Raw genomic sequence first — 25361 nt, forward strand, 5'->3', positions numbered from 1 at the left:
AATGAAAACATTTTTACTTTCACTAACATTATGTTTTACCCTTTTAGGCTTCAGTCAGAACGATGCCAAGGCTAAAGCGCTTTTAGACCAAGTGTCTCAAAAAGTTAAATCTTACGATAATATATCATTAGATTTTAAATATGTCCTTCACAACGCTGCAGAAAACATCAATCAAGAAACCCGTGGTGATGTTATTATGTCTGGTGACAAATACGTTTTAAACATCTTAGGTGTTACAAGAATTTTCGACGGAAAAACTCTATATAGCATCAATCCAGAAGATGAAGAAGTAACTATTTCTCAAGAAAATCCAGAAGACGCAGGAAGCATAACTCCAAGTAAAATGCTATCGTTTTACAACGAAGGTTACACCTATAAAATGGGTGAAAAACAAAACATAAAAGGACGTGATATTCAGTTTGTAAAGTTAACTCCTATGGACTCTAATTCAGAGATTAAGCATGTGCTTTTAGGTATAGATCCACAAACAAAACACATTTACAATTTAATTGAGGTTGGACAAAACGGTACACAAACTACACTTACAGTGTCATCGTTCGAAACTAACCAAACGCTTTCTAAAGCTCTATTTTCTTTCGACGAAAACAAATATAAGAGCTATTACATCAATACTTTAAACTAGGTTTTACTTGAAAATACTAGACAAATATATCTTAACAACATACCTTAAAACGTTTATAAGTGTTTTCGTAATACTTATGATGATTTTTGTATTACAAACCATTTGGCTTTTTATAAAAGAGTTGGCTGGAAAAGATTTGGATGTCATTGTTATTTTCAAATTCTTAATGTACTACTCGCCTAAGTTAATTCCGCTAGTATTACCACTTACCATTCTTCTTACATCAATAATGGTGTTTGGAAGCTTTGCCGAAAATTACGAGTTTGCTGCCATGAAGTCTACAGGAATTTCATTACAACGTGCTATGGCAGGCCTCAGCGTATTTATTGTAGGCTTAGGAATTTTAACCTTTTTCTTTGCTAATAATGTTATTCCATGGGGAGAATACAACTCTTATAACCTCCGGAAAAACATCGCAAAATTAAAACCTGCGATGGTTATTGCTGAAGGACAATTTAATGATGTAGGAACTATAAATATAAAAGTCGCGAAGAAAACCGGAGAAAACGGACAATTTTTACACGACGTAATAATTCATAGAAAAGCACAAACTGGGCTAGGAAATTACACAACAATAGTTGCTAAAGAAGGTGAATTTATTTCAAAAGAAAATTCTGATATTTTAAAATTAATTTTGAAAGATGGGTATTATTATGACGATACCCCACCGAAGAAAGTGAAAGAAAAACGCCGTAGACCATTCAGAAAAAGTGCGTTCGACACCTATACAATTAACACCGATTTATCGCAATTAAATGACGTTGATTTAGAAGACAAAAACATTACCGACAAATATAATATGCTTAATGTTCAGGATTTAGGTTACACTATAGATTCTCTTGAACAACAGCGCCAAAAAGATTACAATACTTTTTCTAAAAAAGTGTATTCACGATACGGATTAAACAATTTAAAAACTGCTGTTAAAAAAGAAGACATTAAAGTAATCGATACTGTTTTTAATGGTAATTTATTAAATATTTTCGATAGTTATAAAAAACTACAAATCGTAGAGTTAGCAACGAATAATATTGTAAGTACACAACAAATCCTTACAACTAACGAAAAATCTATGAAAGCGAAATCGATTTGGTTAAACAAACATGTTATCGCTTTACACGAAAAATTGTCACTAGGTTTTGCTTGTATCATTTTATTTTTTGTCGGTGCTCCATTAGGTGCGCTTATTAGAAAAGGAGGTTTAGGATTACCTATGATTATTGCTATTCTACTTTTCTTAACTTATCACTTTATCGGAATTTTCGCAAAAAATAGTGCGAAAGATGGAAGCTTTAGTCCTATTCTAGCGTCTTGGTTCTCTACTTTAATCATGTTTCCGCTAGGCGTATTTTTAACGCGTAGAGCAACAGCAGATAAAGGGCTATTCGAATTTGATCACATTCTTATTCCGCTTAAAAAATTATTGCCCTTTAAAGACACCTCCAGAGATGCTTTCCCTGATGGATTAAGTAGAGATTTTAGTGATTTTAAACGTTATAAAGAAGATAAATTGCTTGCTTTAATTAAAGACCCTACGTCTCATAATTATCATGAATCTGGTAAAATTGAAGCGTTACACACTTTAGAAGAGCGTAATTTGTCTTTAGAAGCTATCCGTTTAAAAGGGGTAAATATTGACCCTAAATTCGAGACCTCGAAACATCTTGTTCAGGTCTTTAATATACATTCTAAATTTGCATTCATTTTTAATGCAATTGGTATTGTATTACTAGTCTTGTACTTTGTTTTAAACAATAATAAAATGCAAGATATAGCAGCAATATCATTACAACTTAGTATTATTAGTTTTGTGGTGTTCTTAATATATTACATCGCTCTGCAATTCAATTTAAAAGCGTTTAATACGCATATACAGCAAAAAAACAACAGTTCTAGTATAGTAATTACTATATTAGGATTTGTAATTTACCCCGTTGCACATGTATTTTTTAAACACAAAGTAAAAACGGACTTAAGCAGGAATGCTATTCAACATTTGAACTAAAAGCAATACCTTTGCAACATGATGACAGATACAAAAGAAAAGACATCCTCAACTTTTAAACTACATACTATTCAGGAAGCCATAGACGATATTAGAAATGGTAAAGTGATTATAGTAGTAGATGATGAGGATCGCGAAAATGAAGGTGACTTTGTTGCCGCAGCATCTAAAGCAACACCAGAAATGGTTAATTTTATGGCAACACATGGCCGTGGATTAATTTGTGCTCCCTTAACAGAAAGCAGGTGTAAGGAACTTGATTTACATATGATGGTAACTAACAATACCGACCATATGGAAACGGCTTTTACTGTATCTGTAGATTTACGCGGAGAAGGTGTAACTACCGGAATTTCTGCTTCAGATAGAGCGCTTACTGTACAAGCTTTAGTAGACCAAGAAACCAAATCGTTTGAATTATCTAGACCAGGACATATTTTCCCATTAGTGGCTAAAGATGGTGGTGTTTTAAGACGCACTGGGCACACAGAAGCGGCTATAGACCTTGCTAGATTAGCGGGATTAGAACCTGCAGGAATGATTGTTGAAATCATGAATGAAGATGGAACTATGGCACGTTTACCTCAGCTTAGAAAAGTTGCCGAGAAGTTTGATTTAAAGATTGTTTCTATTGAAGATTTAGTGGCATATAGAATGCAACACGATTCTTTAATTGAAAAGAAAGAAGATTTCGATATAGAAACGCGTTTCGGAAAGTTCCGATTAAGAGCTTATAAGCAAACCACAAATAATCAAGTGCATATTGCTTTAACCAAAGGCACTTGGAAAACGGATGAACCCGTATTAACGCGTATAAACTCTACTTTAGTTAATAACGATATTCTAGGTACACTAACCAATAATGTGGATGCCAAGTTAGACAGCATGTTTAAAGTGGTTAACGAAGCAGATAGTGGTGCTATACTCTTTATAAACCAAGAGCCAAAAGCGATGAATATCTTAAATCGTTTATCTGCTTTAAAAGATGAACAAAAACCGAATAGCGTTGCTAAAGCACCAAGTGTTGCAATGGATAATAAAGACTTCGGAATTGGAGCTCAGATATTACATGATATAGGAATTCATAAATTACGATTAATCTCGAATAGTAAACACACAAAACGTGTGGGAATGATTGGTTACGGATTAGAAATTATTGATTACGTAAACTATTAATAACAATATACTGCACAAAAAACCACCTCTAAACAGGTGGTTTTTTTATGCGGTGTTTTCATATATTACTCTTATCCTAATACTCTAAGAACTTGTTAGTAGCGATGATTTAATCTGTAGGTTGATGGATTTACAGTTGTAAACTTCTTAAAAAATCTGGAAAAACTACTCATAGAATCGAAGCCTAAAACAAAAGCTAATTCTTTAATTGTGATATCACTTCTTAGCAGTAATAGAGTAAATATGCCGAAGTTTGATATGTGTTTCATGTTGCAAAACTGCAAACATCTAACCAAATGCGTTTGACAACATTTCTAAATAAGCGTGCATAATTGGAAACGAGACTGCCTTAGGAACAAAAACACCATTACATTACACAATATTATCGCTGTTTTGCAAAAATCTCATTTACAGTAGCGACATAATTTCTAGGACTTCCATTTTTCTTAATGGCTTTGTATACCTTCTTTGGATCGTTAAACGATTGCGAAAAGTATTCCCAGAATCCAAGCATTTTCATTTTTATTGGCATGGGTCCAGACAGCGCTTCATCGTATTGTTTATAAATGGTATCGTGAAAGTCTTTAAAAATTTGCCATCTGTTTGTTGGATATTCAGTGGTGTTATTTTTAATCATTTGTGGCAAAAATGGGTCTGCAATTAATCCACGGCCAATCATCCAATGGTCTATACTTGGAAAACGCTCTTGTAAATCGCGATAGGCTTGCACGCTGGTAACATCGCCGTTATAGTATAATTTATGCGGACTTTGGTCTACACATTTTTGAAAAGCATCTAAATCTGTTCCGCCTTTATATAACTGTTTTCCTAAACGCGCATGAATCGCCACATTTTTAATCGGATATTTTTCTAGAATAGGAAATACGTTTAAAATTTCGGAAGGTTCGTCGTATCCCAAACGCATTTTCATAGAAATGGTAATATCACTTTCGTTATGTGCTTTATGAAGCACTTCATCAATTTTCATCGGATTACAAATCAATCCCGAGCCCATCCCCTGCTTTGTAACCATTGGATATGGACAGCCTAAATTCCAGTTTAACTCGGTATATCCTAGAGATGCTATGTATTTAATTACGAAAAGAAACTCGTCCGGGTCGTTCGTCATGACTTGCGGAATCAAGTGCGGAACGGTATTATGCTCTGGATTTAAATCGCGTTGATAATTATTTTTAATCACCATTTTACCATTCATCTTAATGTAAGGCGCATAAAATGTATCTATTCCTCCAAAGGATTGATGAAACGCATTACGGAAACGGAAATCGGTAAATCCTTGTAAAGGCGATGATAAAAGAGTAACGGACATTCAGAAAATATTTTTGCAAAAGTAGTGAAAAACTTCGCTACATAAATTGCCTAGAATCGAGAACCTTCCATGTGGTACCATCTAAATTTGAGTTTAGAAAAATCTGACACGCTAAACGCCTGTTTGGTATGTTGGGAAAATCATTTAAAAGCGTCCGTTCATCGGCAATTATGGCATCTTCATAAACCCCGTTTAATTGCTGAACCATACAGGTTCCGCACCATGCCCTACCTTTACAATCGCCAATATCTTCGGCTAAATTATCGGCAATAAAAGTCATAAGATTTTCATTAGCATTGGGTACAAAAGAAAATGCGTTTAAAACACCATTGCTATCTTCTATGTGGATTGTATACATGCCCATTTTAATACGTTCAAAAATATATGCAACAAGATACAAGACTTAATTGTGCTAGTAATCTTGAATCCTTAAAAAAACAAAAAGCATTCCTAAATATAATCGTTTACAGCCACTATGGTCTGCAACAAATCAGACTAACTTTATTATCTTTAGACATTCAATTATAATTCCAAAAAAACACTTTTAAACAAAACTGTTTTTAGGCTTCAACACCGTCACTTCTATGATTAATGGCATTAATATTTTACCTTTTCAAATTACAAATCAACTTAACAAATTTTACGCACTTCTAGTGTTTTTTATCTTATGTACGCCTAAAATTGAGGCGCAGACGATTCCAAGCAATAGACTTTTAAATATTGAAGAACTTACTAGTGTTTTAAAACCTGAAGTCCGCACTGCATTAGAAACGAATGGTGCTCTTAATGAAGCTAGATTAGCCGAATATTTTAGGGCTAAATTTTCTGAACGTTTCTATTACGATTACAAAACCTTCGATGCGCGTTTTAAAACTTATAACGCCCTTTATAACAACGAAGCCTATCATAAAGAACGCGCATTAGACCACTACAACAAATTCCCCGATTTTGCCGAATGGGAACTACCATTTAACTATCTAAGTGGAGGCCCTGTAGACGCCTATGCACTGAGACATTTGGCAAGACAACATAAAATGGTAGATATTGCCATGTTATACTTTAACGATGGCAAAGACCCTAAATATATAAGGTATTTTGTTGAACAAATGCGTTCGCTAAACTTTGCGCTTGAATCCGAAAATTTTGAAACTATTGAAGGCGGAAATGGCGTTTACGAGGTGTACCGCGCAGGTTACAGGATTACCAATTGGCTGTGGATTCATAATATGTTTTTAAGCGACAAGACCTATACCGATGCCGACCAAATACAAACCATCGCCACCTTGCTCCAGCATGGTCAGGACCTTTACGAAAACAATACCGAGTTTCGCGCAGGAAATCACCAAACCAAAGGGATGTCGGCTTTAGGTGCGTTATCTATTTTACTACGTGATTTTCAAGGTACCGATGCTTGGTACGATAGAGCGATGTTACGATTAAGCGAACATTTAGAAAAAGAAATTAACCCTGATGGTTTCCAATTCGAGCGTTCTGTACATTACCATATGGCAGATATTAACAACTACTTTTACACCTATCAATTAACTAAAATCAATAATATAAAAGTTGACCAAGCTTGGGAAGATAAATTAAAATCATTGTTTACCACGCTTCCAAAAATTGCTTATCCAGACAAAAGTGCTCCAGTTTTGCAAGACGATACGAGAGAACCTTGGGCAGAATCTAACGATATTTCTGGTGCGTTAACACTTGGTTATTTATTGTACGACGACCCGAGTTTTGGGTACTTCGCAACCAACAAAGTCGAACAAAGCATGTATTGGTTTTTAACCAACAAACAGGTTGAACAATTAAATAACATTGAAAAGAAACGTCCTGAATATGGCTCACTGGCGTTTAAAGATACCGAGTATTACATTATGAGACAAGGTTGGGACGCTAATGACGACATGATGATTATTAGTGCTGGTGTAGATGCCGAGAAGCCAGACCACCAACATGGCGATATTTTAGGAATCCAGGCCATGGCAAACGGACAAGTTATTCTACCCAATTACCAAGTGAGATACTCGCTTAAGGATTTTGATGTATTTAAAAATTCGATGGTAAAAAATGTCGCGCTTGTTGATGATGAATTACTAGGAAAAGAATGGACATCGAACAAAGGCGGAAGCGGTTTTGGAAAGTTTAAGAATTTACCAACTCCGAAAACCATTGCTTGGAATACGAATGACGAGTATGATTTTTTTGTGGGAACACACGATGGTTTCGAAAACATAGGCGTGAACTACTCGCGTCAGGTGATTTATGTTAAAGATGAATTTTGGATTGTAAAAGACAACTTTCAATCTGATGCCACTCACGATTACAAACAAGTATGGCAAGGCCATTACACTTCCGAATTGGGTTCAGACCTTATTCGTGCTTCATTCCCAGATGCCGTAGGTAGCGATATTTTTCAACTTAACCCTACAGATACTGCTGAGACATCTGGAGCTAATGGTAAAAATTGGACAGTAATTACAAAGAACAAACAACAAAATTTTGATTTCTTAACGGTTATTTTGCCATATCAAGGCTACAATAATGGTATTGACCATACTCAAAAAGAAATCACTTTAAAAAGTTGGAAAGTACTTACTTTTCCATGGGGAACACATGGAGACGACACCACACTAGTTGCCGTGAACGGGGCCTGTTTTGCTTTTGGGATTAAGGAGATGAGTTTAAAAGGTATCACGGTAGATACCTCTGTAGAAACCGATTTATATCTGTCTGAAAAAGAGGATAAATTACACGTTAGATTACTGGGAGACAAAGCAACAACAATTATAGTAAATAAGAATGATAGTCTTAAAGCCACTTTAAACCCCGGCGAATCACATATTTTTAATATAAATTACAGATAATAAATTTACGCACATGAGAAACCTGCTACTTATTTGTTTTGCCGTATTGTTATGCGCTTGCAATCAAGGTAAAAAAAAGCAACAGACGGTTGAAACGTCTAGCACTGCTACGGAAAAACAATCTGAAGATTTTGATTGGTTGCTCGGGCAATGGAAACGTTTAGATGAGGAAGTGGGCCAAGATACTTTTGAAAATTGGGAGAAAATTAATGCGTCAGAATATTCAGGAATCGGTTTTACCATGCAAGATGGAGATACTATAAGTCAGGAAAAAATTCGTCTTCTAAAAGTAGATGACATTTGGAATTTAAATGTGAAGGCTCCAGGAGAAGAGTATTGGACAATCTTTAAAGGCATGAACCACAATTCACATTCTTTTGTTTGTGAAAATACTGAAATCGAATTTCCAAATCGCATTAAATATTGGATAGATGAATACACGTTACATGCTTTGGTCTCTGGAAGTGATATGGAAATAGCTTTCGAATTCGAAAAATTAAATTAAAAGTTTTTAACCCATATATTAAACAAGGCATGAATCTAATAAAATTCATGCCTTATCTTTTAAAATCCAAAGCCTAGACCAAAAGAAACGCGCACACCATCTACCGAGTTAAACACACCCAGGTTAGCTGTTAAAAGTTCTGCGCCGTTAACAAATAGTCCACCGCCATACGAGTTATGCCATTTATCTGTTTCGTCTTGAGACAACCACACACGACCATAATCGAAGCTACCATAAACGCCTAATTTAACAGGTAGTATAGGCGTTTTTAAATTGGTTAAACTATACCTAATATCTGTATTCTGATAAAAAGCGCGTTTTCCTGTAAATCGCTGATTCCTAAACCCGCGTAAACCGTCATCTCCTCCTATTGCTGCGGCCTGATAAAACTCGTATTCATTCCCTATATTTAGATGCGCTTTTAGGGTTGTCGCTAAAACCAAACGGCCAGAATAGTTTAATCGATGTGCTAATCCCAATTTAGGAATTACATACCCATATCCACGTCCGTGAATATCTAAATTCTGACTATAGCCTGTTTCTAAATCGAATAAAAGTCCAACTGTTGGATAAGCTTTGTTATCGTAATTTGTAAAATGGTACGCCCCGTGAATTCCAGCAAATTGCACTTCATCAAAAATATAATCTGGTAAGGTATCGCCATTATCTTCTACATATCTACCTGAAGCATTATGCACTTCTGTGGTTTCGTAATGAATCCCAAAATCTATGATACTACCACGCAACGAATTCCAAACTAAAGACGGTGCAATACCAAATGTTCTTACTTTTACACGATTGTAATCGATTCCTAAGTCGTCGTCGAAATTTGATGTTTCATTTCCATATCCGAAAAAATTCAACGTATAATTCGGACTCTGAAAATCGGCTTGAAGTTTAAGATTTAAATGTCCTACAACATGTGCAAATTCTCCACTATACGATACCTCATAACCATTAGTAGCAAAATAATACGCGGCTTTAATTTTATGCTGACTCGTAAACGGATTACGCTCAAAACCATATGTTGTATATGTATTTGAAACTCCTAATTTTAAACCATCGTCTGGATTAGCACCTATAAGCGGTACTAATTGATTGGTATTATTTTTAAATTTCTTGTAATTGTAAACCTGTGTTTCGTAATCGTCTGTTAATTTTATTTTAGCAGATTTAGCGTTTAACGTAGTATTTTTCTTTGATTTATAATCGTAAATCACAATATTCTTACCATGTTCAACTTGGTAATCATCGTTGTTTTGGCCACCAATTAATCGGATTTTAATGCGCTTACTTTTCCCCGAAACTTTAAATGTATCATCATCGTCTAAACCATAAACCCAAATTTCTTTAGTAACCTTAGGGTCGTAAATTTTATGATGAAATAGATCTTTAATTGTATCGTCTTTTTTCCGCAATACAGAAACCTCTACTTTACCATCGTCCAATCCTTTAACAGACACATAATCATCCTTATTGGTTCCGGTAACCACAGCAAATTTACTCACCAACTTAAAGTAGCGATCCGAGATATCTTTTAGATTTTTTCGTCTTGATTTTACAAGGTCTTTTATTTTTAACACCGATTCGTCTTGAACTTCTTTAGGAAGTTTTGAAAACGCTTCATTGATAACCTCATCTGTTATGTGCTTTTGAATATATGCTACTTGTTCATCCCAAACCGATTTATCGATATCGGTTAAAAAGGCAACATCTAACGGATAAGGTTCGGCATTTACACCTTTTACATCTCTTAACGCTTCATCGTAACTTCTTAGTACACGAGCCGCAGGAATAAGAGCAACACCTGCGCTTAACATTAAACCTTCGGACATTTTAGAAAATGCTTGATCCCGATCTCTTGGCAAGGCCTTATAAATGGTTTTTCCATCCTCTTTAAATTCTAACCAACGCCATTGGTCATAATGCCGATCCCAATCGCCAATAAGCATATCGAACAAACGTGATTTTATAAAATTAACTTGATCAATAGCAACATCTTCATCTGAGTGAATCTCCTCAAACAAATCCATCGTACTAATAATCTCGCCTGTAAAATTGCCATCGGCTAGATTCATATGACCTTCAGACGCATGTTCTTCAAAAAAGTAAAGTTCATTCCCGAATTCATCGTTATAATCCATTAACCCATTTTGTTTGGGCATATAATATAATTCCGGATTTAAGTGATAGACACCAACGGCATCAGACAACACCCCAATAGTTAAAGGTGCATACGGGTGAGCGCCAGTAAAGACATCGGCAACTAAAGCTTCGGTCTCTGTATCGTCAAACTGTCCTTCTACATATTGATCGCGAAACATGGAAGCTTGTATGTATTGCGTCGCACTCTTTCTAAGCGCACGCATAACGTATTGTGTGCCGTCTTTATCCTCTAAACGTAGAGAACGTGATTGTGTTCCTCCTCCTTTTCTTACAGGTTTTAATCCGCCTTTAAGCGTATCTAAATTAACCGTTTTTGCTTGGACATCTGTACTGTAATAGTCTCGAAAACGTTCGCCCCATAGAAATTTGTAAAATGAAGATTTTGTGGTTTCTGCTTTAGTAAAAACGGAAGAAGAAATAGAATCTGTAAACTGTTTTGGATAATTTGTGACATCTCGTGGTTCTGGCTTATGGATTTGAGATTTAAATACCACAGCATTAGTTTCGGCTTTTACAAACTGCACATCGGACGCTTGATCTTTATGAATATTTAATACAGCATAACCATTTGCTCCTAATCCAAATTGATCGTCTCTATGTGTTCTTACTCCAGTGGTTTTAGAACCAGAACCACTAATAATTTGCGTTAAATTATCTGATTGTATAAATTGTAAACTATGCTCGTGTCCCGAGATAAAAATAACATTATCATTTTGCTGTGCGGATGCAATTAGGTTTTTACGTAAATCGTTATAAAACCAATTAGACATATCGGCATTAGAAATACCAGTCGTTGTACGCAGTATATTTTTAACCGTTCCTAAAACGGGCAAAGGTTTCATATGATCGGCAAATGTGTATTGTCCATTATGTGGACCATTACTAAACATAGGATGGTGAATCGCTACTAAAGTGGTTTTCCCTCTAGCCTTCTTAATTTCACTTTTAAACTCGTCTAAAAACTGTTCTCGTGTTTTAATATCACAATCGTCGTTTATTGTCGGTTGCCTGTTCCAATTGGTAATGTACCATTGCGAGTCTACAAGAATTAACACCACATCATCGCTAATATTAATACGTTCGATACCACAACCATCTTCAGGTTGAAATGTGTTTTTACCTAAAGCATCTTCCACTAATTTCTCCTGCCGTTTAAGTCCTTTTAAACCGCTATACCAGTCGTGATTTCCAGGAATAACATATACAGATCCTGGGAATTTTTTTGCAACTTCTAACTGCAAGTCCATAGCCAGTTTAGCATCGTCATGTCCTTTTTCATCTTCGGCAGGAAACCCTTTTGGATAGATATTATCGCCTAAAAAAAACAATAAATCTTCTTTGTCTGCTAATGCAAACTGCTTTTCCATCTCTAACAAGGCTTTTGGCGCCTTTCCGTTTTCTGGTTTTCCGGCATCGCCAACCAAAAACACATTTAAAGTTTCTGTATTTATATCTTGTAATGGTTCAGGACTAACAGATACATGGCTAGACTCTAATGTCGCGCAACCGGTAAGACTTATAAAAAATAATAAGAGTAGAATTTTATTCATATACTATAACAATCTATTTATAAAGTTGCTTCAATGTCTTCTATAGAAAACACTTTTTCATTCAACATAAGGTTTGGATTTATATCTGCACGAATGGCCTTAATCCCACTAGCACCTTGAAGTTCTTCGACCTCGACAATTTCTATATGATCGCCAATGTAATTTTTAGATTGCAGAAATTCGAAATAACTTAAATACTCACGCTCTATGCTGTTTGTAGAAAAGACGACACATAATTTATGTGGTTGTGTAATACGTTCGGTAGTGCCTTTTATCACGGCTTTATCGATACGTTTTTTAATCATTTCGTAACGCACATTATACGCTCCATCTACATCGAATTGTTTTTCGTCTATACGGTATCTAATTGTTAACGGCACATCGTAAACCAAAATAAGCGATGCCACATCTAGTTTTACAGGAAATGACTCTTGACTTTTATAATACAAAGATTCCATTTCGCACATCACTTGAAGTTGCCACAGTCTTAAATTGTAAATATCCGATTCATGATATTCGCCATTTTCAACTATAGATTGACCAACATACATATTATGCTCAATACCATCTGTTTTAAATTTCTCGAAAAAATGCGGAAATATAGCTTGTGCTTTAAGTTGTTGTTTATCTAGAAAAACAGATAGATTTTTATTGATAATATTAATCGTTTGGTCGTACTGTTTCCTTGCAACATAAAAGGATTGTTTTTCTTCACCTAAAGCCTCAAGAAATTTATTTATAGTATTATGATCTGATGCCGATGCTTTTAAATGACGAAATAAAGGGTAAATATCCCTTTCGAAAAACAAATGAATTTCTTGTTCTGTATTGTTATTAAAATCGACATCTAGTTCGTAAATCTGTTTGTCTATTTTATAAATAAGTTGCTCATAAAATGGCATGCTTTTTTCTAACAACAACTCTTGAAGTATAGTTTTTGTTTGATTTAGAGCCATTTGTAAATCTTCCTGAATGGCACGATTTCTCGCTACCGAAGATCCTACAATATCTATTTGTCCATAAAGCGGCAGTACATCTTCGAAAGTAATTTCGTTAAAATTCGCTGATTTCCCATCATTTCTATCTTGAATAAATCTATGTGCTTCTTCGATAAATCGCCATTCTACAGCAGGATGAATAGATGTACATTGATTCTGTATTACGGCCTTTATTTCATTTTCATATTCTGCAATAGAACGTTTTGAATGGCTTAAAATAAAAGGCATAATTGTATCTAACTTCACCTTATTTATATCATTTAATTGATTGACTTTATAAGCTGCCATTTCTACAATAAACTGCAGTTTCCCTTCTATAACGATAGGTAATAATATGGCACTTTTAAATCCTTTTTCTAATAACATTTCACTTAGCACATCGCCATGGGAATGCTTAGCATAATTAGGTACGTTAGATAATACAACAGGAAGGTGCTTCTCAAACAATTGATTATACACATATTTACAAGCATACGATTTACATGAAATGGAATCGCCTTTTCGTAATGTTAACGCTCCCATATCCTCACCAAACGGGCGAATTAAAGAATCGCCATCTACAATATAATTTCCAACTTCAAGATCTTCAATATTGAATATATTTCGAACATCTTGTAAAATCATATTCGTGTTTTTCGCACTTGCTTGAATTAAATGCGTTTTAAACTCATCTATTTTACCATCTAGCGTAATATCTATCATACTCAGAATTCCAAAACCATCAATAGTCCAAGAATTATCTGGAAAGTAGCGTCTCCAGACACTTTCATCTTGTGCATGTTCTAGAAGTTCGTCTAAAATTTCAGGAGTAATTTCTACGGCATTTCCATTAGGATATATGTCTATAAAATCGGCATTAAATGTAACTCTATAGGTTCTTGGTTTCCCATTGGCATCGTTTAAACGGATTTGCTTAGGTCTGTCGAAATCGACATTAAAACCGTAATACTGATTTAAAATTATAGCATAAGGATTTAGATCTATAGAATCTTCATTGTCTTTATACAGTTTTCTTAAAACCGAATTTACGTCGGAAGTTGTACTTTCTATTATACTTTTTAAGCGTTTAGATAAATAGAAATATTGATTTGAATATGGAAATAAAGCAGCTTTAATTTCGTTGCTACCTAAAGCTGAAGGAAACAAAAACGACATAATCTCTTCGACTTCCTTTTTATAAGATTTGAATCCTTCTAACGAAGAAATTCCTGAAACCAGTTCTGTATTCTTCTCTAAAATAGACAATACCTCTTTCGCTTGGAGTTTATCCATAGCGTTTCCAGACACTAACAATTCTTCAAATTTCAATTTTAAAGATTTGAAGGATATTATGGGTTGAAATGGTCCTGATATAAGTTGTTCCATAGTTTTTTAGGTCACGTTTGCAAAAAAATGATAGCTCAAAATAAATGACAATGCAGATATTATAATACCAATCATAAACACGGTATATGTTAATCTCAACAATCTATATTTCCGTTCTAAGACCAAGCCTAAATAATATAAATCTTTAGTTAAAGCGTTATACATTGTATCCTCATGCCCCATTAAATAGTCGATTCCCCACTCGAAATCTTTCAAACTCATTTTATAAAAATTTCCAAAGAATAGAATATTTGTCTGGTTAGACATAATCATCTCTTTAGTTACTGTTGAATTAGACACATTAGGTCGTGTAGAAATTACAGAAAGTACGATTGAACTGACACTGAAAATTAAAAGCACTAAAGTTGGGTAGACTAGAAATGCATTTGAAGCACTATCTAATTTTGGAACTAAATTCGATAATGCAACAGATATAATTATGGCATTTACAGATAGTAAAATATTCGCTTTTGTATCTGCAATAGCACTTAATTGCATATGGTTTCTAAGTGTAGATCGAAACATTGTTTCTACACCTCTACCTAAATTTTTCCCTTTAGCTTTTTCAACTTTTTTAGCTTCAATTTTATTTATTTTCTTTTGAAGATTAAAAGCATTCATCTCCTTTTTAGGTTGTAATTTTACTTGTGCAGATTGGGTATAAAATTTATGTTTCGCAAAAAATTCCTTGTTCTGATTTAACCAATCTAGAACAGGAATACTTTGTTCATTTTTATAAATTAATTCTTGACGCAGCTGTTCTGAAGTTTCGAAATAACGCTCTGAAGCCACATGAGCACAGTCGGCATCTTTTATTATTTGTTCTAATAAAGTCGTAGGAGTTACATCCATTTTTGTAGCCAAAATCAAGTCTTCGATAACAGAAATATCTACCTGAGACATGCCTTTATCTTTTAAGAATTGACTTGCAATTTTAGCACTCTCCTCTTCATGACCCGTTTCTACATTTACATAGCCCGTATCGTGAAACCATGCCGCCATTTGTAATAGTTGGGTATCTTGTTCTGTACAATTTTCCCTTCCGGCAAGTTGTGTAACAGTATCGAGAACACTTTTGGTATGCTCTATATTATGGTAAAAATTTTTAGGAGAAAGCTTGTTTTCAAATAAATTAGAAACAAATAATTCTGCTTGTTCTAGAAGTTTATTTATCATGATTTAAAGATAATAATTCTTAATTCAACTCCTGTTAATTATCAGTGTGAATCGTATATAAGTGGCTTTTTTGAAACTTTCCTTTCATTAAAACCTGAAAATTTACTAACAAAAAAAGCTTAATTAACCAAATACCATTGTATTTAGCGAATTAAGCTCTTAAATTATTTACAAATTGGTACTACAATCTGCTTAACAATTCTGCTTTTTTAGTTTCAAACTCATTTTCGGTTAGAATCCCTTTACCTTTTAAATCAGCTAGTTTTTCAATTTTACCAAAAATATCTTCTTCCAATTCATTTGTAGTATTCGAGATCTCTTGTATTGGTTCTACTGCTATTGGTTCTTGTACAAACTGAGGCTGTTCTTGTACCGGAGCATTAGTATTATTTACGTTTTGAGGTGTATTCTGAGAATGTCCGCCTCCTGAAACAATAGGCAACGCATCTAAATTAACTGTACCATACTGACTTGTAAAAGTTACAGAATAATTTCCACCTTGTTGTTGTCCTACACCTCCAATGTTATGGTCTAATGTATCGAAAACCGTTACTTTTCCGTTTTGCTGAATCGCTAAACGATTAATATTAGAAAATATAGCGTAGCTCATTCCATTCTGACTTCCTGTAGAGTTTGGTGCTCCTAAATCGCCCCACCAATTTCCAGAATTCGACTGAAATCCGTTTTGGTTTTGCATTTTAGGTAAAGGCTTGTATTGAATTGCCCCTTGATTGATTAAGTTCGATAATTCGTAACAAATTCCATCGACAGTAGCTTTAAGATTATTATTAAACATATCTCCAACCATTGTCATTCCTCCTTGCATCCACTGACCTCCACCACCAAGCTCGGGGATGTTAAATTGCGCCATTGTACCATTACTTAACATAAGTGCATGTGTTAAATCAGTAACCGCGTTACTGCTAATTCCAAAACGATTTGCAACGTTAATCATATTTTGAAAACTAGCATCTGTGAATATTGCGTTCATATTATTTCTTTCTTTTTCGTTAAAACTAATTATCTAACAATTTTTCTGCAAATGTAATACTAAGTCCTATCAATACTTATGTTTTCAGTATAAGTTTTCATAAAATTGATAAAAAAAACAACACTTAACCCCTTGATTAAATATTATTTATCTAAAAGTTTACTTTAAATTAACAGCGCAGCCACTTCTAGTCATTTTATAGCAATCGCTAAAAAAATTGAAATCTGAAATAGTCTCTCGTTTTTATCGAGTGTATCATGCATTAGTGCTCTTAATTTTCTGAATCGCATTACTTCACTTTAGAATATTTTTTACCTTTGAAATTGAGTTACCCTACATATAACACCGTATTACATAGTAAACAATATATAAATCACATTTAAAATGAAAATAGTATTCTTTTCGGATATACATGCAAACTTACCAGCACTCGAATCTTTTTTTAAGGATATTGAAGCAGAAGGCGTAGATGCCCTGTATTGTTTAGGCGATTTGGTTGGCTATAACATTTGGCCTAACGAGGTTGTAGATGCTATTAGAAAGCGACACATACCTACAATTATGGGGAATCATGACGAAGCTTTATTAAAACCTGCACTTACAGAAGCAAAACCCTCTAATAAAGGGTTAACTAGAACGTTAATACGTGAAGACAACAGAAACTATCTTATTAGCTTACCTAGACATTTAAAACTATGTTTTGAAACGCAAAACCAGCCTTTTAATCTTTTAATGACACACGGTAGCATGAAAGCGATTAACGATTATATGGTTGAGGATTACCCTGAACAAGAGGTGTTACACATGATGAATTCTCATACTGCAAATGTTATGTTATGTGGACACACACACAAGCCTTTTCATCGTGTTATTCAGGATGGCGAAAATTTTAAACATGTAGTAAACATAGGTTCTGTAGGTAAACCAAAAGATGGTGACCCAAGAATTTGCTATGCTATTTTAGAACTTAATCAAAACACAACGCCTTCTAATCCAGATGCAATTACTGTAACATTTAAGCGAGCAAACTACGACGTAGAAAAAGCGGCAAAAGCAATAGAACATAGTGATTTTGATAGTGCATTTGCCGACGCTTTAAGACTTGCAAAATAATAAACCCTAAAACACCCACACAAATGCAAAATAAAACCTCTTATTTAATTGTTAGATTAGCTATTGGCGTTAGTATGTTCGGCCACGGATTAGTAAGATTACCTAAACTTCAAGCTTTTTCTGATGGTATGCTTAAAAGTTTCGAAAATTCTATGCTTCCGGAACTACTGACTCTGCCTTTTAGCTATGTGTTACCTGTGTTAGAATTTACTTTTGGGTTATGTCTTATACTGGGACTATTTACAAGAGTCTCTGCTATTATAATTTCGGCGGTGTTAATCTCGCTAATTTTCGGTTCTACACTAATTGAAAATTGGGGTGCAATTACAGCACAATTGGTACATATTGCGTTTTCTATTTATCTTATTCATAATATAAACGATAATTCGTTTGCCGTAGATAAGCTCATCAAAAAGGATTCTGACCTATAAATTAAAATCACATTTCAAGAGACTATCCTGTTGAACATCGTTTTTGTTATGAGGTTTTGATTTTAAAAATTAGTCGCAGCCTTTAGGGAACAATTCTATTACGGAAAGCGTGGCTGAGGATTACGGTCTTGCTATACATAGTTACGTGGGTTCGCATTTAACTTTGCAATTACTTATGCTATTGTTGTGCGTTGGTATTTTTATGTTCCGTATTATCCATTTTAATAAATTCTAAAATAAAATCAGCTCTTTTATTTATAGACATTTTTGGTACTTCGATAATTCTATAGCCATAACTTTTGTAAGTTTTACTCATTTTTTCAGATGTCAAAACCGCTTCCTTCCAATCTTGTTTTCGTTCGTTATCGGTTTCGTAAATCTTTTTCCAAGCTGGAAGTAGAAATACATTTTTATTATACCTCCAATGCGCTGCATAAGATTTCATTCGGCCATCTATTTCCGAATCAATTATGTCTGCATAACAAATGGCATCTATAAATCCACGGTCAAAAAATATCGGTTTTTCTGTTTTTGCATTTTTATCAGTTTCCTCAAAACTGATTATCGAACGGTCAAACATCATTTCTTTATATAAGTTCTTGTCTTTCCAAGGCAAAGCTGTTCCATTATCTTTTTGCTGTTCTTTTATTAATTCACGAGCAATTTCAGGAACCATGTTATAATTTCTCTTTTTCAGTGCTTCCAACAAAGTCGTTTTTCCTACTCCTGGACCTCCCGTTATCACATAGAAATTATTATTCTCTTTTAGTTTAATCATTGTCAATTTCAGTTCTTTTTAGATGACGCACAACTTCAATTTAAAGAATTAGGCATTCAGTTTATTATACATCATTTTTACAACAATCAATCCTAAAGCGCCACCTAAAGCCGATAGTAAAAGATTTACTAGAAGACGAAATCCGTTAAAACCATCTGCATACATTATAGCCCATGGATCGAAACCTAATCGTCCAAAAGTTTTAATCAAAAAAATACTGCCAAACACACCAACAAGTGTATTACCTGTAAATCCAAAAGAATATTCTTTTTTTAAATATCCCATTAGGTTTGCTCCCAGAATTCCAATACTAATACTGATTAGAGAAATTAAAGTCCCTGTCATACAATTTAGAATTTCAGTTAATGTTCCCCATACCCTACATCGTCCATTTTTCCGCTAAACACTTTATATTGAATAAACATATAAATAGCAACTAAAACAGCTGCAATAGCGAACCAATAGATTCCAACAGACAATCCGTATTCGTGAGCAGCTACATTATATAGTGTTAAGTCTGGATTTATAGTATTGGTAGATGGTAACACCTTTGGGAATATAGACGCCACAGTAGATGCTAGTCCTCCAAATAAAAACAGTGAAGAGCATAAAAACCCTAAACCATGTTTTTTAAAAGTTTTCACTTTAAATAATCCAAATAATCCTACTACCATAATTATTGGAAAAATACACAGCCAAGGTTGATTTATAAAGTTAAGCATAGGTTCTGAATCAATAATATGCCAAATTGCTAAAGAAATAACAACTAAAACTACAAGTACAATATTGAGATTAAAAACAACCGACTTAAGTTTATCATTTATATCTGAATTGGTTTTAAAGACGATCCAATTCGCTCCATGTATGGCCAAAGCAACAACACTAATAACACCCAATAACAATGTAAACCAATCAATTACGCCTAATTCCTCTGCATGCGGACTAAAAGAAGGATTCCAAAGTGGAAGAAAGAAATAATGCGCTTCGTGTGTAGACACACCATCAACCACATTACCTAGATTAACACCACGGACTACATTACCTAAAGCAACACCAAAAAATAATGCTAAAAGTAAGCTTGAAATTCCAAAGGCTTTATCCCAAATAGCCTCCCACATACGGTTATGTATTTGCCCTCTTAGTTCTAATCCGATAGCTCTAAAAATAAGTAACCATAAAATCATCATTAAAGGCAAATAAAACCCACTAAAAGCAGAAGCATACAATGTTGGAAAAGCAAAAAACAATACGCCTCCAGAAGCAATTAGCCAAACTTCATTAGCATCCCAAAACGGTCCGATTGCATTTGTAATGGCTTTTTTATCCTTTTCTTTTTTTCCAAAAAATAAATGAATAATACCGGCTCCAAAATCATAACCATCTAAAATCACGTAAATAACTAACATTGTCATTAAAACGATGTACCAAAATAATTCCATAATTAGTGTTGTGTTAATTGAGGTCCTTTATTAATAATTTTTCCGGCTAACATTAAGAACAATAAGCCTAAAAGTAGATATAAGCCTATAAATCCGAGCAATGTAAATAAGGTGTTTCCTGCCGAAACAGTCGGAGAAGCACCATCTGCAGTTCGCAATAAATTATAAACCAACCAAGGTTGTCTACCTAATTCTGCAGTATACCAACCTGTAGTATTTGCGATGTATGGAAATGGTAGCATAAACATGAGTGCCAATAAAATCCATTTGGTTTCGTATAGTTTTTTTCGGAACAATTGCACCGCAGCCAGTAGCATTAAACCTATAAATATAGTACCTAACCCTACCATGATGTGATACGCATAATATAATCCAGGGATATTAGTTGGATACACGTCTGGGTCGAATTGATCAAGTCCTTTTATTTCTGCATTCCAATCTTGATAGGTTAAAAAACTCAACACATTGGGTACAGCAATTTTATTATATAGTTTTTTTTCTAACATATTAGGCTGACCAATCAATACAATTTCAGAACCACCATCTTCTGTTTCAAAAATCCCCTCCATAGCAGCAAAGGTTACGGGCTGGTGCTTAGCTACATTTTTAGCAATTAAATCGCCAGTTGGAAAGGCAACCAATACATTTGAAATTAATCCGAAGACAACTCCAGTTTTCACAAACAACCGCCCAAATTCATTGTGCTTATTGTTTAGCAAATAGAATGCTCCAATTCCGGCAACTACAAAAGAAGAAGTTACCATAGATCCTGCCTGATTATGCAAATAAGAAGGAAGTAACCATGGATTAGAAAACAACGCTCCAAAATTAGTTAAGACAAATTTCCCGTTTTCTAAGATTTCGTACCCAACAGGGTATTGCATCCAAGAATGTGTGGCTATAATTAAATACCCACTGGCCCAGGAACCAAGAAAAACAAGAAAAGCAGTTAGAAAATGAAGTTTATGACCTAATAATTTTTCACCAAATAAAAAGAGCCCTAAAAACGAGGACTCTAAGAAGAAAGAGAACATCCCTTCCATGGCTAACGTTTGTCCAATAATCCCACCTGTAAGTTCTGAAAACTTAGCCCAATTGGTTCCAAATTGAAATTCCATAGGAATACCAGTAACGACTCCCATTGCAAAGTTAAGTGCAAATATCTTCATCCAGAATTTTGCCGCATCGTTATATTTTTCAATTTTAGTTTTAAGGAATCTCCACTTAAAATAAACTATCAATAATGATAGCCCCATGGTTAACTGTGGAAATAGGTAGTGAAAAGTAATAGTAAATGCAAATTGCATTCTATCGTAAAAGAGCATGTCTTCCATATCCTGTGTATTTGACACTAAAAATACAAAGCAAATTTTTAACGCTAAGTAACTTTAATAACAAAAGGCATAATAAATTTAAAATAATTCTATTCGGCTTAATTTACCACCTCCGTTTTTATCTTATTAATACCTACAAAAAAGAAGGTCTAAATGTATTATGATTAACAGAAATCGACTTTTCAACCTCAAAAATGCACTTACTTTAAGTGCTAAATTTAGTTTAAACCATTAAAAACTATTTTATTTACATCGCTTAGCCCACAACATGATCAAACGTTTGACTAATTTATTTTAATTCTTTATAAGTAAAATTTTAACGCTATAATATTCAGTATCAATGTTCAACAATAAAAAAAATCTTTTTTTTAATTTACAATCCATTTGCGAATGTGAAATTTAATAATTAAACAAAAAAAATAGAGGTCTTATGATTTATATTTTTTTTAAATTAGTAGTATCAAACTTCACTTTCTAAATTATATATTATGTTGTTATTACATGCTAGTACCGAGTTAGCACAACAGATACCTCTTTGGCCTTCAATTCCGTTTTTTATTATTTTATTAGCCATTGCTGTTGGACCTCTAATTGCAGAGGAATGGTGGGAAAATAATCGTAACAAATTAATCTTTTCTCTTGTCCTGAGTATACCTACCATTTATTATTTGGTACACATGGAACTTACAGAACATCTTAAACATCAAATTTTTGGAGATTACATCCCTTTTATTGTATTGCTTACCTCGCTTTTTGTAATTACTGGAGGTATACATCTTAGTGGAGATATAAAAGCAAAACCTGGAATTAATACATTGTTTTTAGGAATTGGTTATCTTTTGGCCTCTTTTATGGGAACAACAGGAGCAGCCATGTTATTAATTCGTCCAGTGATTTCTATTAACCACCAAAGAAAATATAATATGCATACCATATTATTTTTTATAGCAGCAGTAGCCAACTGTGGTGGACTATTAACTCCATTAGGAGATCCACCATTATTAATGTTATATTTAAGAGGCGCAAGCTTTACATGGTTTTTTAACCTTATTCCTGAATGGGCCTTTACAGGTGCGCTACTTCTAATTATTTATTATATCGTAGATTCTAGATATTACAAAAAAGAACCTGTAGCAAACCTTGTTGCCGATGCTCGTGAAATTGAACCTATCCGTATTACTGGTGCTATTAACTTCATTTATTTATTAGGTGTGGTATTATCTGTTGCCTTTATTAATCATGATGTAATTCCAGATATGGCAAAAGTAGACGCCCCTTTTTGGTTGAAACATCTACGAGAAATTGTTCTTATAATCTTGACAGCTGTGGCTTACCTTACAACTCCTGAACAAACACGTGTTAGAAACAAATTTTCTTGGGGACCTATTGTAGAAGTTGCTGTAATTTTCATTGGTATATTTATTACCATGACACCAACATTAATCTATTTAAGACAGCACGCGCCTGGTATGGGACTTACAGAAGCTTGGCAGTTTTATTACGCCACTGGTTTTCTTAGTGCCTTCTTAGACAATACGCCTACTGCTGTTGCTTTTCATAGTGTAGCATCTAGTATTCCTATTGCCGAAAATATTCCAGTAGTGGCTAACGTAGCAGAACACATTTTAAAAGCTATTGCAACAAGTGCGGTATTTTTTGGAGCTTTAACCTACATTGGAAATGGACCAAACTTTATGGTGAAATCTATTGCTGAAGATCATGGTATTAAAATGCCAAGTTTCTTCGGATATATGTTTAAATTTTCATTAATCGTTTTATTACCTATTTACATTTTAACACAACTTCTTTTCTTATAGAAGAACATTATAAACTCAATACTATAAAGGCTTTCAGAATCAAACTGAAAGCCTTTTTTTATATTTTAAATTTTACTAAAATGTATGTAGATATTCGTTTTTGTTATCATTTTAAAACACCTACTTTATACCATGGATTTAATATCATTAGACCAAGACGGATACGTAAAAATCATGTTTTTTAAATCCATGGTTGTTAGTTTTAAATTAATAGCCATTGCAAATAAATTAATTGTTTCTGCGGCATAAGGCCCCAAAATATGTGCACCAACAATTTCATTGGTACGCTCATTAATTAACACCTTATAACCATAAGCCTTTTCATTACTCCGTTTTATATTATACCAATCGGTAATAATTTCATGATTTACAATTACATTATTGTATCGTTTTTTCGCAGCTTCTTCAGATAAGCCTATCGAAGCTAAATTTGGCAAAGTAAACACCGTTGAAGGCACACTAGGCACATTAATTTCTTTTCTATTACCGTGTATAATATTCTCTGCTACCACCTTTGCCTCTATTCCAGATAAAGGTGTAAGCGGTACGCTATGATCTGAAACATCTCCACAGGCATAAACGTCTTTATTTTTTGTGTTCTGCAAATATCTATTAACTGAAATTCCTTTGCTGGATGAGGCCACTTCACCTTTTTCCAACAAAAGCTCTCCAATAGCAGGAACTCTCCCTGCGGTATTAAAAACCATACGTGTCTTTATCGATTCATTTTTTCCATGGTCTACATAGTTTACTCTATAGTTTTTATTCAGTTTCTCGATGCTTAAAACTTCAGAATTAAAAATAAAGCGAATGCCTATTTTTTCTGAAACCGAGATAAGCTTAGATACTAAATCTGGATCAAATGCGTCTAATGCACTTTTACTACGTTCAATTAGGGTAACTTTACAACCGTACCGTGCTGCCATGTGTGCACACTCTAGACCTACATATCCCGCACCTATAAATGTCATGCTTTTAGGCATTTTATTTAACTTAAGAAAATCGGTACTAGTTTTAAGAAAATGCGCTCCTTCCATAGTAAGTTCTCTAGGAACTTGTCCTGTTGCAATTACTATTTTTTTTGCAATAATGGTTTTACCCTCTACAGAAAGTGTATTCTTATCTATAAACTCAGGAGATTGATGATATAAATCTACCCCTAAATCTTTTAATTCGTTTTCGGTTCCCGCCGGTACTTTATCGGTAAATTTTCTTTTGAATTTCTGATTTGTCTTCCAATCCAGTTTCGGTAATTTTGAAATCCCTTTTTTATTTAAGTTTTCGGCCATTTCTAGAGCCTCTGTTGGCCCCATTACTATTTTCTTGGGGTCACACCCTCTATTTGCACAAGTTCCGCCATACTCACGATTATCAGCTATAGCAACGTTTAAACCTGCTTTCGCGCAAGTTCTAGCGACATAGCGGCCTGAAACACCGCTACCAATTACAAATACATCATATTCTTTATAGTCCATAATTAAAATTACAGCATTCGAATATTCTGAATTGACTCAGTCACTATTAAAATTAACCGGATTCGCGAGCAAATAGGAATAAACCTATCTCTTTTTTTAAAAAATTGTTACACTAACTAAATCCTGTATAATCTCAAATTTATTTTATACAAAATTTTAACACACAAATCAAAGTTAAATAACTGATTTACACATGTTA

General features: G+C 34.1%; 20 protein-coding genes. 8 read left to right on the plus strand and 12 right to left on the minus strand.

Going from position 1 to position 25361, the window contains the following annotated elements:
* Position 1 precedes the first annotated feature (1 nt).
* The 3 genes from BN863_RS12210 to ribB are packed head-to-tail and all read left to right on the plus strand — an operon-like array spanning position 2 to position 3824.
* Positions 2-643, plus strand: a complete 642-nt coding sequence (locus BN863_RS12210; RefSeq protein WP_038533564.1) for a LolA family protein — start codon at positions 2-4, stop codon at positions 641-643.
* Between the two features lie 7 nt (positions 644-650).
* Positions 651-2648 (plus strand): LptF/LptG family permease, encoded by a 1998-nt coding sequence (locus tag BN863_RS12215; RefSeq protein WP_084817537.1) that lies wholly within the window; start codon positions 651-653, stop codon positions 2646-2648.
* An 18-nt stretch (positions 2649-2666) separates the two neighbouring features.
* Positions 2667-3824, plus strand: a complete 1158-nt coding sequence (gene ribB / locus BN863_RS12220) for a 3,4-dihydroxy-2-butanone-4-phosphate synthase (protein WP_394331979.1) — start codon at positions 2667-2669, stop codon at positions 3822-3824.
* Positions 3825-3919: 95 nt separating this feature from the next.
* Here ribB and BN863_RS18295 read toward each other — a convergent pair whose 3' ends face one another.
* From BN863_RS18295 to BN863_RS12230, 3 genes are all read right to left on the minus strand, one after another.
* On the minus strand, positions 3920-4093 hold the full coding sequence (locus tag BN863_RS18295; RefSeq protein ID WP_084817538.1) for a helix-turn-helix domain-containing protein: 174 nt from the start codon (positions 4091-4093) through the stop codon (positions 3920-3922).
* 113 nt (positions 4094-4206) lie between these two features.
* Positions 4207-5154, minus strand: a complete 948-nt coding sequence (locus BN863_RS12225; protein ID WP_038531002.1) for a tRNA dihydrouridine synthase — start codon at positions 5152-5154, stop codon at positions 4207-4209.
* Between the two features lie 37 nt (positions 5155-5191).
* Entirely contained in the window at positions 5192-5512 is a 321-nt protein-coding gene (locus tag BN863_RS12230; protein ID WP_158409009.1) for a 2Fe-2S iron-sulfur cluster-binding protein, read from the minus strand.
* A 226-nt stretch (positions 5513-5738) separates the two neighbouring features.
* Here BN863_RS12230 and BN863_RS12235 point away from each other — a divergent pair, with 226 nt between their 5' ends.
* Entirely contained in the window at positions 5739-8024 is a 2286-nt protein-coding gene (locus BN863_RS12235) for a heparinase II/III family protein (RefSeq protein WP_084817539.1), read from the plus strand.
* Positions 8025-8037: 13 nt separating this feature from the next.
* Positions 8038-8529 (plus strand): hypothetical protein, encoded by a 492-nt coding sequence (locus BN863_RS12240; RefSeq protein WP_193363882.1) that lies wholly within the window; start codon positions 8038-8040, stop codon positions 8527-8529.
* 59 nt (positions 8530-8588) lie between these two features.
* Here BN863_RS12240 and BN863_RS12245 read toward each other — a convergent pair whose 3' ends face one another.
* The 4 genes from BN863_RS12245 to BN863_RS12260 form a co-directional block, all read right to left on the minus strand.
* Positions 8589-12245, minus strand: a complete 3657-nt coding sequence (locus tag BN863_RS12245) for a metallophosphoesterase (RefSeq protein WP_038531005.1) — start codon at positions 12243-12245, stop codon at positions 8589-8591.
* Between the two features lie 17 nt (positions 12246-12262).
* The gene (locus BN863_RS12250) at positions 12263-14608 is read right to left on the minus strand and encodes a Rossmann-fold NAD(P)-binding domain-containing protein (protein ID WP_038531007.1); all 2346 of its coding nucleotides are present in this window, start codon (positions 14606-14608) and stop codon (positions 12263-12265) included.
* A gap of 6 nt (positions 14609-14614) precedes the next feature.
* Positions 14615-15784 (minus strand): Pycsar system effector family protein, encoded by a 1170-nt coding sequence (locus tag BN863_RS12255; RefSeq protein ID WP_038531009.1) that lies wholly within the window; start codon positions 15782-15784, stop codon positions 14615-14617.
* Between the two features lie 181 nt (positions 15785-15965).
* Positions 15966-16775: an SHOCT domain-containing protein gene (locus BN863_RS12260; protein ID WP_038531011.1), complete on the minus strand. Its 810-nt coding sequence runs from the start codon at positions 16773-16775 to the stop codon at positions 15966-15968.
* Positions 16776-17159: 384 nt separating this feature from the next.
* On the opposite strand from BN863_RS12260, the gene BN863_RS12265 reads away from it, so the two are divergent.
* Together BN863_RS12265 and BN863_RS12270 are read left to right on the plus strand one after the other, a co-directional pair.
* On the plus strand, positions 17160-17888 hold the full coding sequence (locus BN863_RS12265) for a metallophosphoesterase family protein (RefSeq protein WP_038531013.1): 729 nt from the start codon (positions 17160-17162) through the stop codon (positions 17886-17888).
* Between the two features lie 23 nt (positions 17889-17911).
* Positions 17912-18319: a DoxX family protein gene (locus BN863_RS12270; protein WP_038531016.1), complete on the plus strand. Its 408-nt coding sequence runs from the start codon at positions 17912-17914 to the stop codon at positions 18317-18319.
* 178 nt (positions 18320-18497) lie between these two features.
* On the opposite strand, the gene BN863_RS12275 is transcribed toward BN863_RS12270, so the two are convergent.
* Genes BN863_RS12275 through BN863_RS12290 form a run of 4 tightly spaced genes read right to left on the minus strand, consistent with a single transcriptional unit; the run spans position 18498 to position 21870 of the window.
* Positions 18498-19097 (minus strand): AAA family ATPase, encoded by a 600-nt coding sequence (locus BN863_RS12275; RefSeq protein ID WP_051774766.1) that lies wholly within the window; start codon positions 19095-19097, stop codon positions 18498-18500.
* 48 nt (positions 19098-19145) lie between these two features.
* A complete protein-coding gene (locus BN863_RS12280; protein WP_148304608.1) occupies positions 19146-19442 on the minus strand; it encodes a hypothetical protein in 297 nt (98 codons plus the stop codon).
* A gap of 17 nt (positions 19443-19459) precedes the next feature.
* Complete coding sequence (gene cydB / locus BN863_RS12285; RefSeq protein WP_038531021.1) at positions 19460-20536, minus strand: cytochrome d ubiquinol oxidase subunit II; 1077 nt, start codon at positions 20534-20536, stop codon at positions 19460-19462.
* Positions 20537-20538: 2 nt separating this feature from the next.
* Positions 20539-21870 (minus strand): cytochrome ubiquinol oxidase subunit I, encoded by a 1332-nt coding sequence (locus BN863_RS12290; protein ID WP_038531023.1) that lies wholly within the window; start codon positions 21868-21870, stop codon positions 20539-20541.
* Positions 21871-22358: 488 nt separating this feature from the next.
* Here BN863_RS12290 and BN863_RS12295 point away from each other — a divergent pair, with 488 nt between their 5' ends.
* A complete protein-coding gene (locus BN863_RS12295; protein ID WP_051774768.1) occupies positions 22359-23687 on the plus strand; it encodes a sodium:proton antiporter in 1329 nt (442 codons plus the stop codon).
* 125 nt (positions 23688-23812) lie between these two features.
* On the opposite strand, the gene BN863_RS12300 is transcribed toward BN863_RS12295, so the two are convergent.
* A complete protein-coding gene (locus BN863_RS12300) occupies positions 23813-25162 on the minus strand; it encodes a dihydrolipoyl dehydrogenase family protein (protein WP_038531025.1) in 1350 nt (449 codons plus the stop codon).
* Positions 25163-25361 lie beyond the last annotated feature (199 nt).

Origin of the sequence: Formosa agariphila KMM 3901, assembly GCF_000723205.1 — a bacterium.
Taxonomy (GTDB): Bacteria; Bacteroidota; Bacteroidia; order Flavobacteriales; family Flavobacteriaceae; genus Formosa; species Formosa agariphila.

Bases quoted from the DNA above. Each gene is read 5' to 3' on its own strand.
- BN863_RS12210 (WP_038533564.1), top strand. From the start codon at position 2: ATGAAAACATTTTTACTTTCACTAACATTATGTTTTACCCTTTTAGGC.
- ribB (WP_394331979.1), top strand. From the start codon at position 2,667: ATGATGACAGATACAAAAGAAAAGACATCCTCAACTTTTAAACTACAT.
- BN863_RS18295 (WP_084817538.1), bottom strand. From the start codon at position 4,093: ATGAAACACATATCAAACTTCGGCATATTTACTCTATTACTGCTAAGA.
- BN863_RS12225 (WP_038531002.1), bottom strand. From the start codon at position 5,154: ATGTCCGTTACTCTTTTATCATCGCCTTTACAAGGATTTACCGATTTC.
- BN863_RS12230 (WP_158409009.1), bottom strand. From the start codon at position 5,512: ATGTATACAATCCACATAGAAGATAGCAATGGTGTTTTAAACGCATTT.
- BN863_RS12235 (WP_084817539.1), top strand. From the start codon at position 5,739: ATGATTAATGGCATTAATATTTTACCTTTTCAAATTACAAATCAACTT.
- BN863_RS12240 (WP_193363882.1), top strand. From the start codon at position 8,038: ATGAGAAACCTGCTACTTATTTGTTTTGCCGTATTGTTATGCGCTTGC.
- BN863_RS12245 (WP_038531005.1), bottom strand. From the start codon at position 12,245: ATGAATAAAATTCTACTCTTATTATTTTTTATAAGTCTTACCGGTTGC.
- BN863_RS12250 (WP_038531007.1), bottom strand. From the start codon at position 14,608: ATGGAACAACTTATATCAGGACCATTTCAACCCATAATATCCTTCAAA.
- BN863_RS12255 (WP_038531009.1), bottom strand. From the start codon at position 15,784: ATGATAAATAAACTTCTAGAACAAGCAGAATTATTTGTTTCTAATTTA.
- BN863_RS12260 (WP_038531011.1), bottom strand. From the start codon at position 16,775: ATGAACGCAATATTCACAGATGCTAGTTTTCAAAATATGATTAACGTT.
- BN863_RS12265 (WP_038531013.1), top strand. From the start codon at position 17,160: ATGAAAATAGTATTCTTTTCGGATATACATGCAAACTTACCAGCACTC.
- BN863_RS12270 (WP_038531016.1), top strand. From the start codon at position 17,912: ATGCAAAATAAAACCTCTTATTTAATTGTTAGATTAGCTATTGGCGTT.
- BN863_RS12275 (WP_051774766.1), bottom strand. From the start codon at position 19,097: ATGATTAAACTAAAAGAGAATAATAATTTCTATGTGATAACGGGAGGT.
- BN863_RS12280 (WP_148304608.1), bottom strand. From the start codon at position 19,442: ATGACAGGGACTTTAATTTCTCTAATCAGTATTAGTATTGGAATTCTG.
- cydB (WP_038531021.1), bottom strand. From the start codon at position 20,536: ATGGAATTATTTTGGTACATCGTTTTAATGACAATGTTAGTTATTTAC.
- BN863_RS12290 (WP_038531023.1), bottom strand. From the start codon at position 21,870: ATGGAAGACATGCTCTTTTACGATAGAATGCAATTTGCATTTACTATT.
- BN863_RS12295 (WP_051774768.1), top strand. From the start codon at position 22,359: ATGTTGTTATTACATGCTAGTACCGAGTTAGCACAACAGATACCTCTT.
- BN863_RS12300 (WP_038531025.1), bottom strand. From the start codon at position 25,162: ATGGACTATAAAGAATATGATGTATTTGTAATTGGTAGCGGTGTTTCA.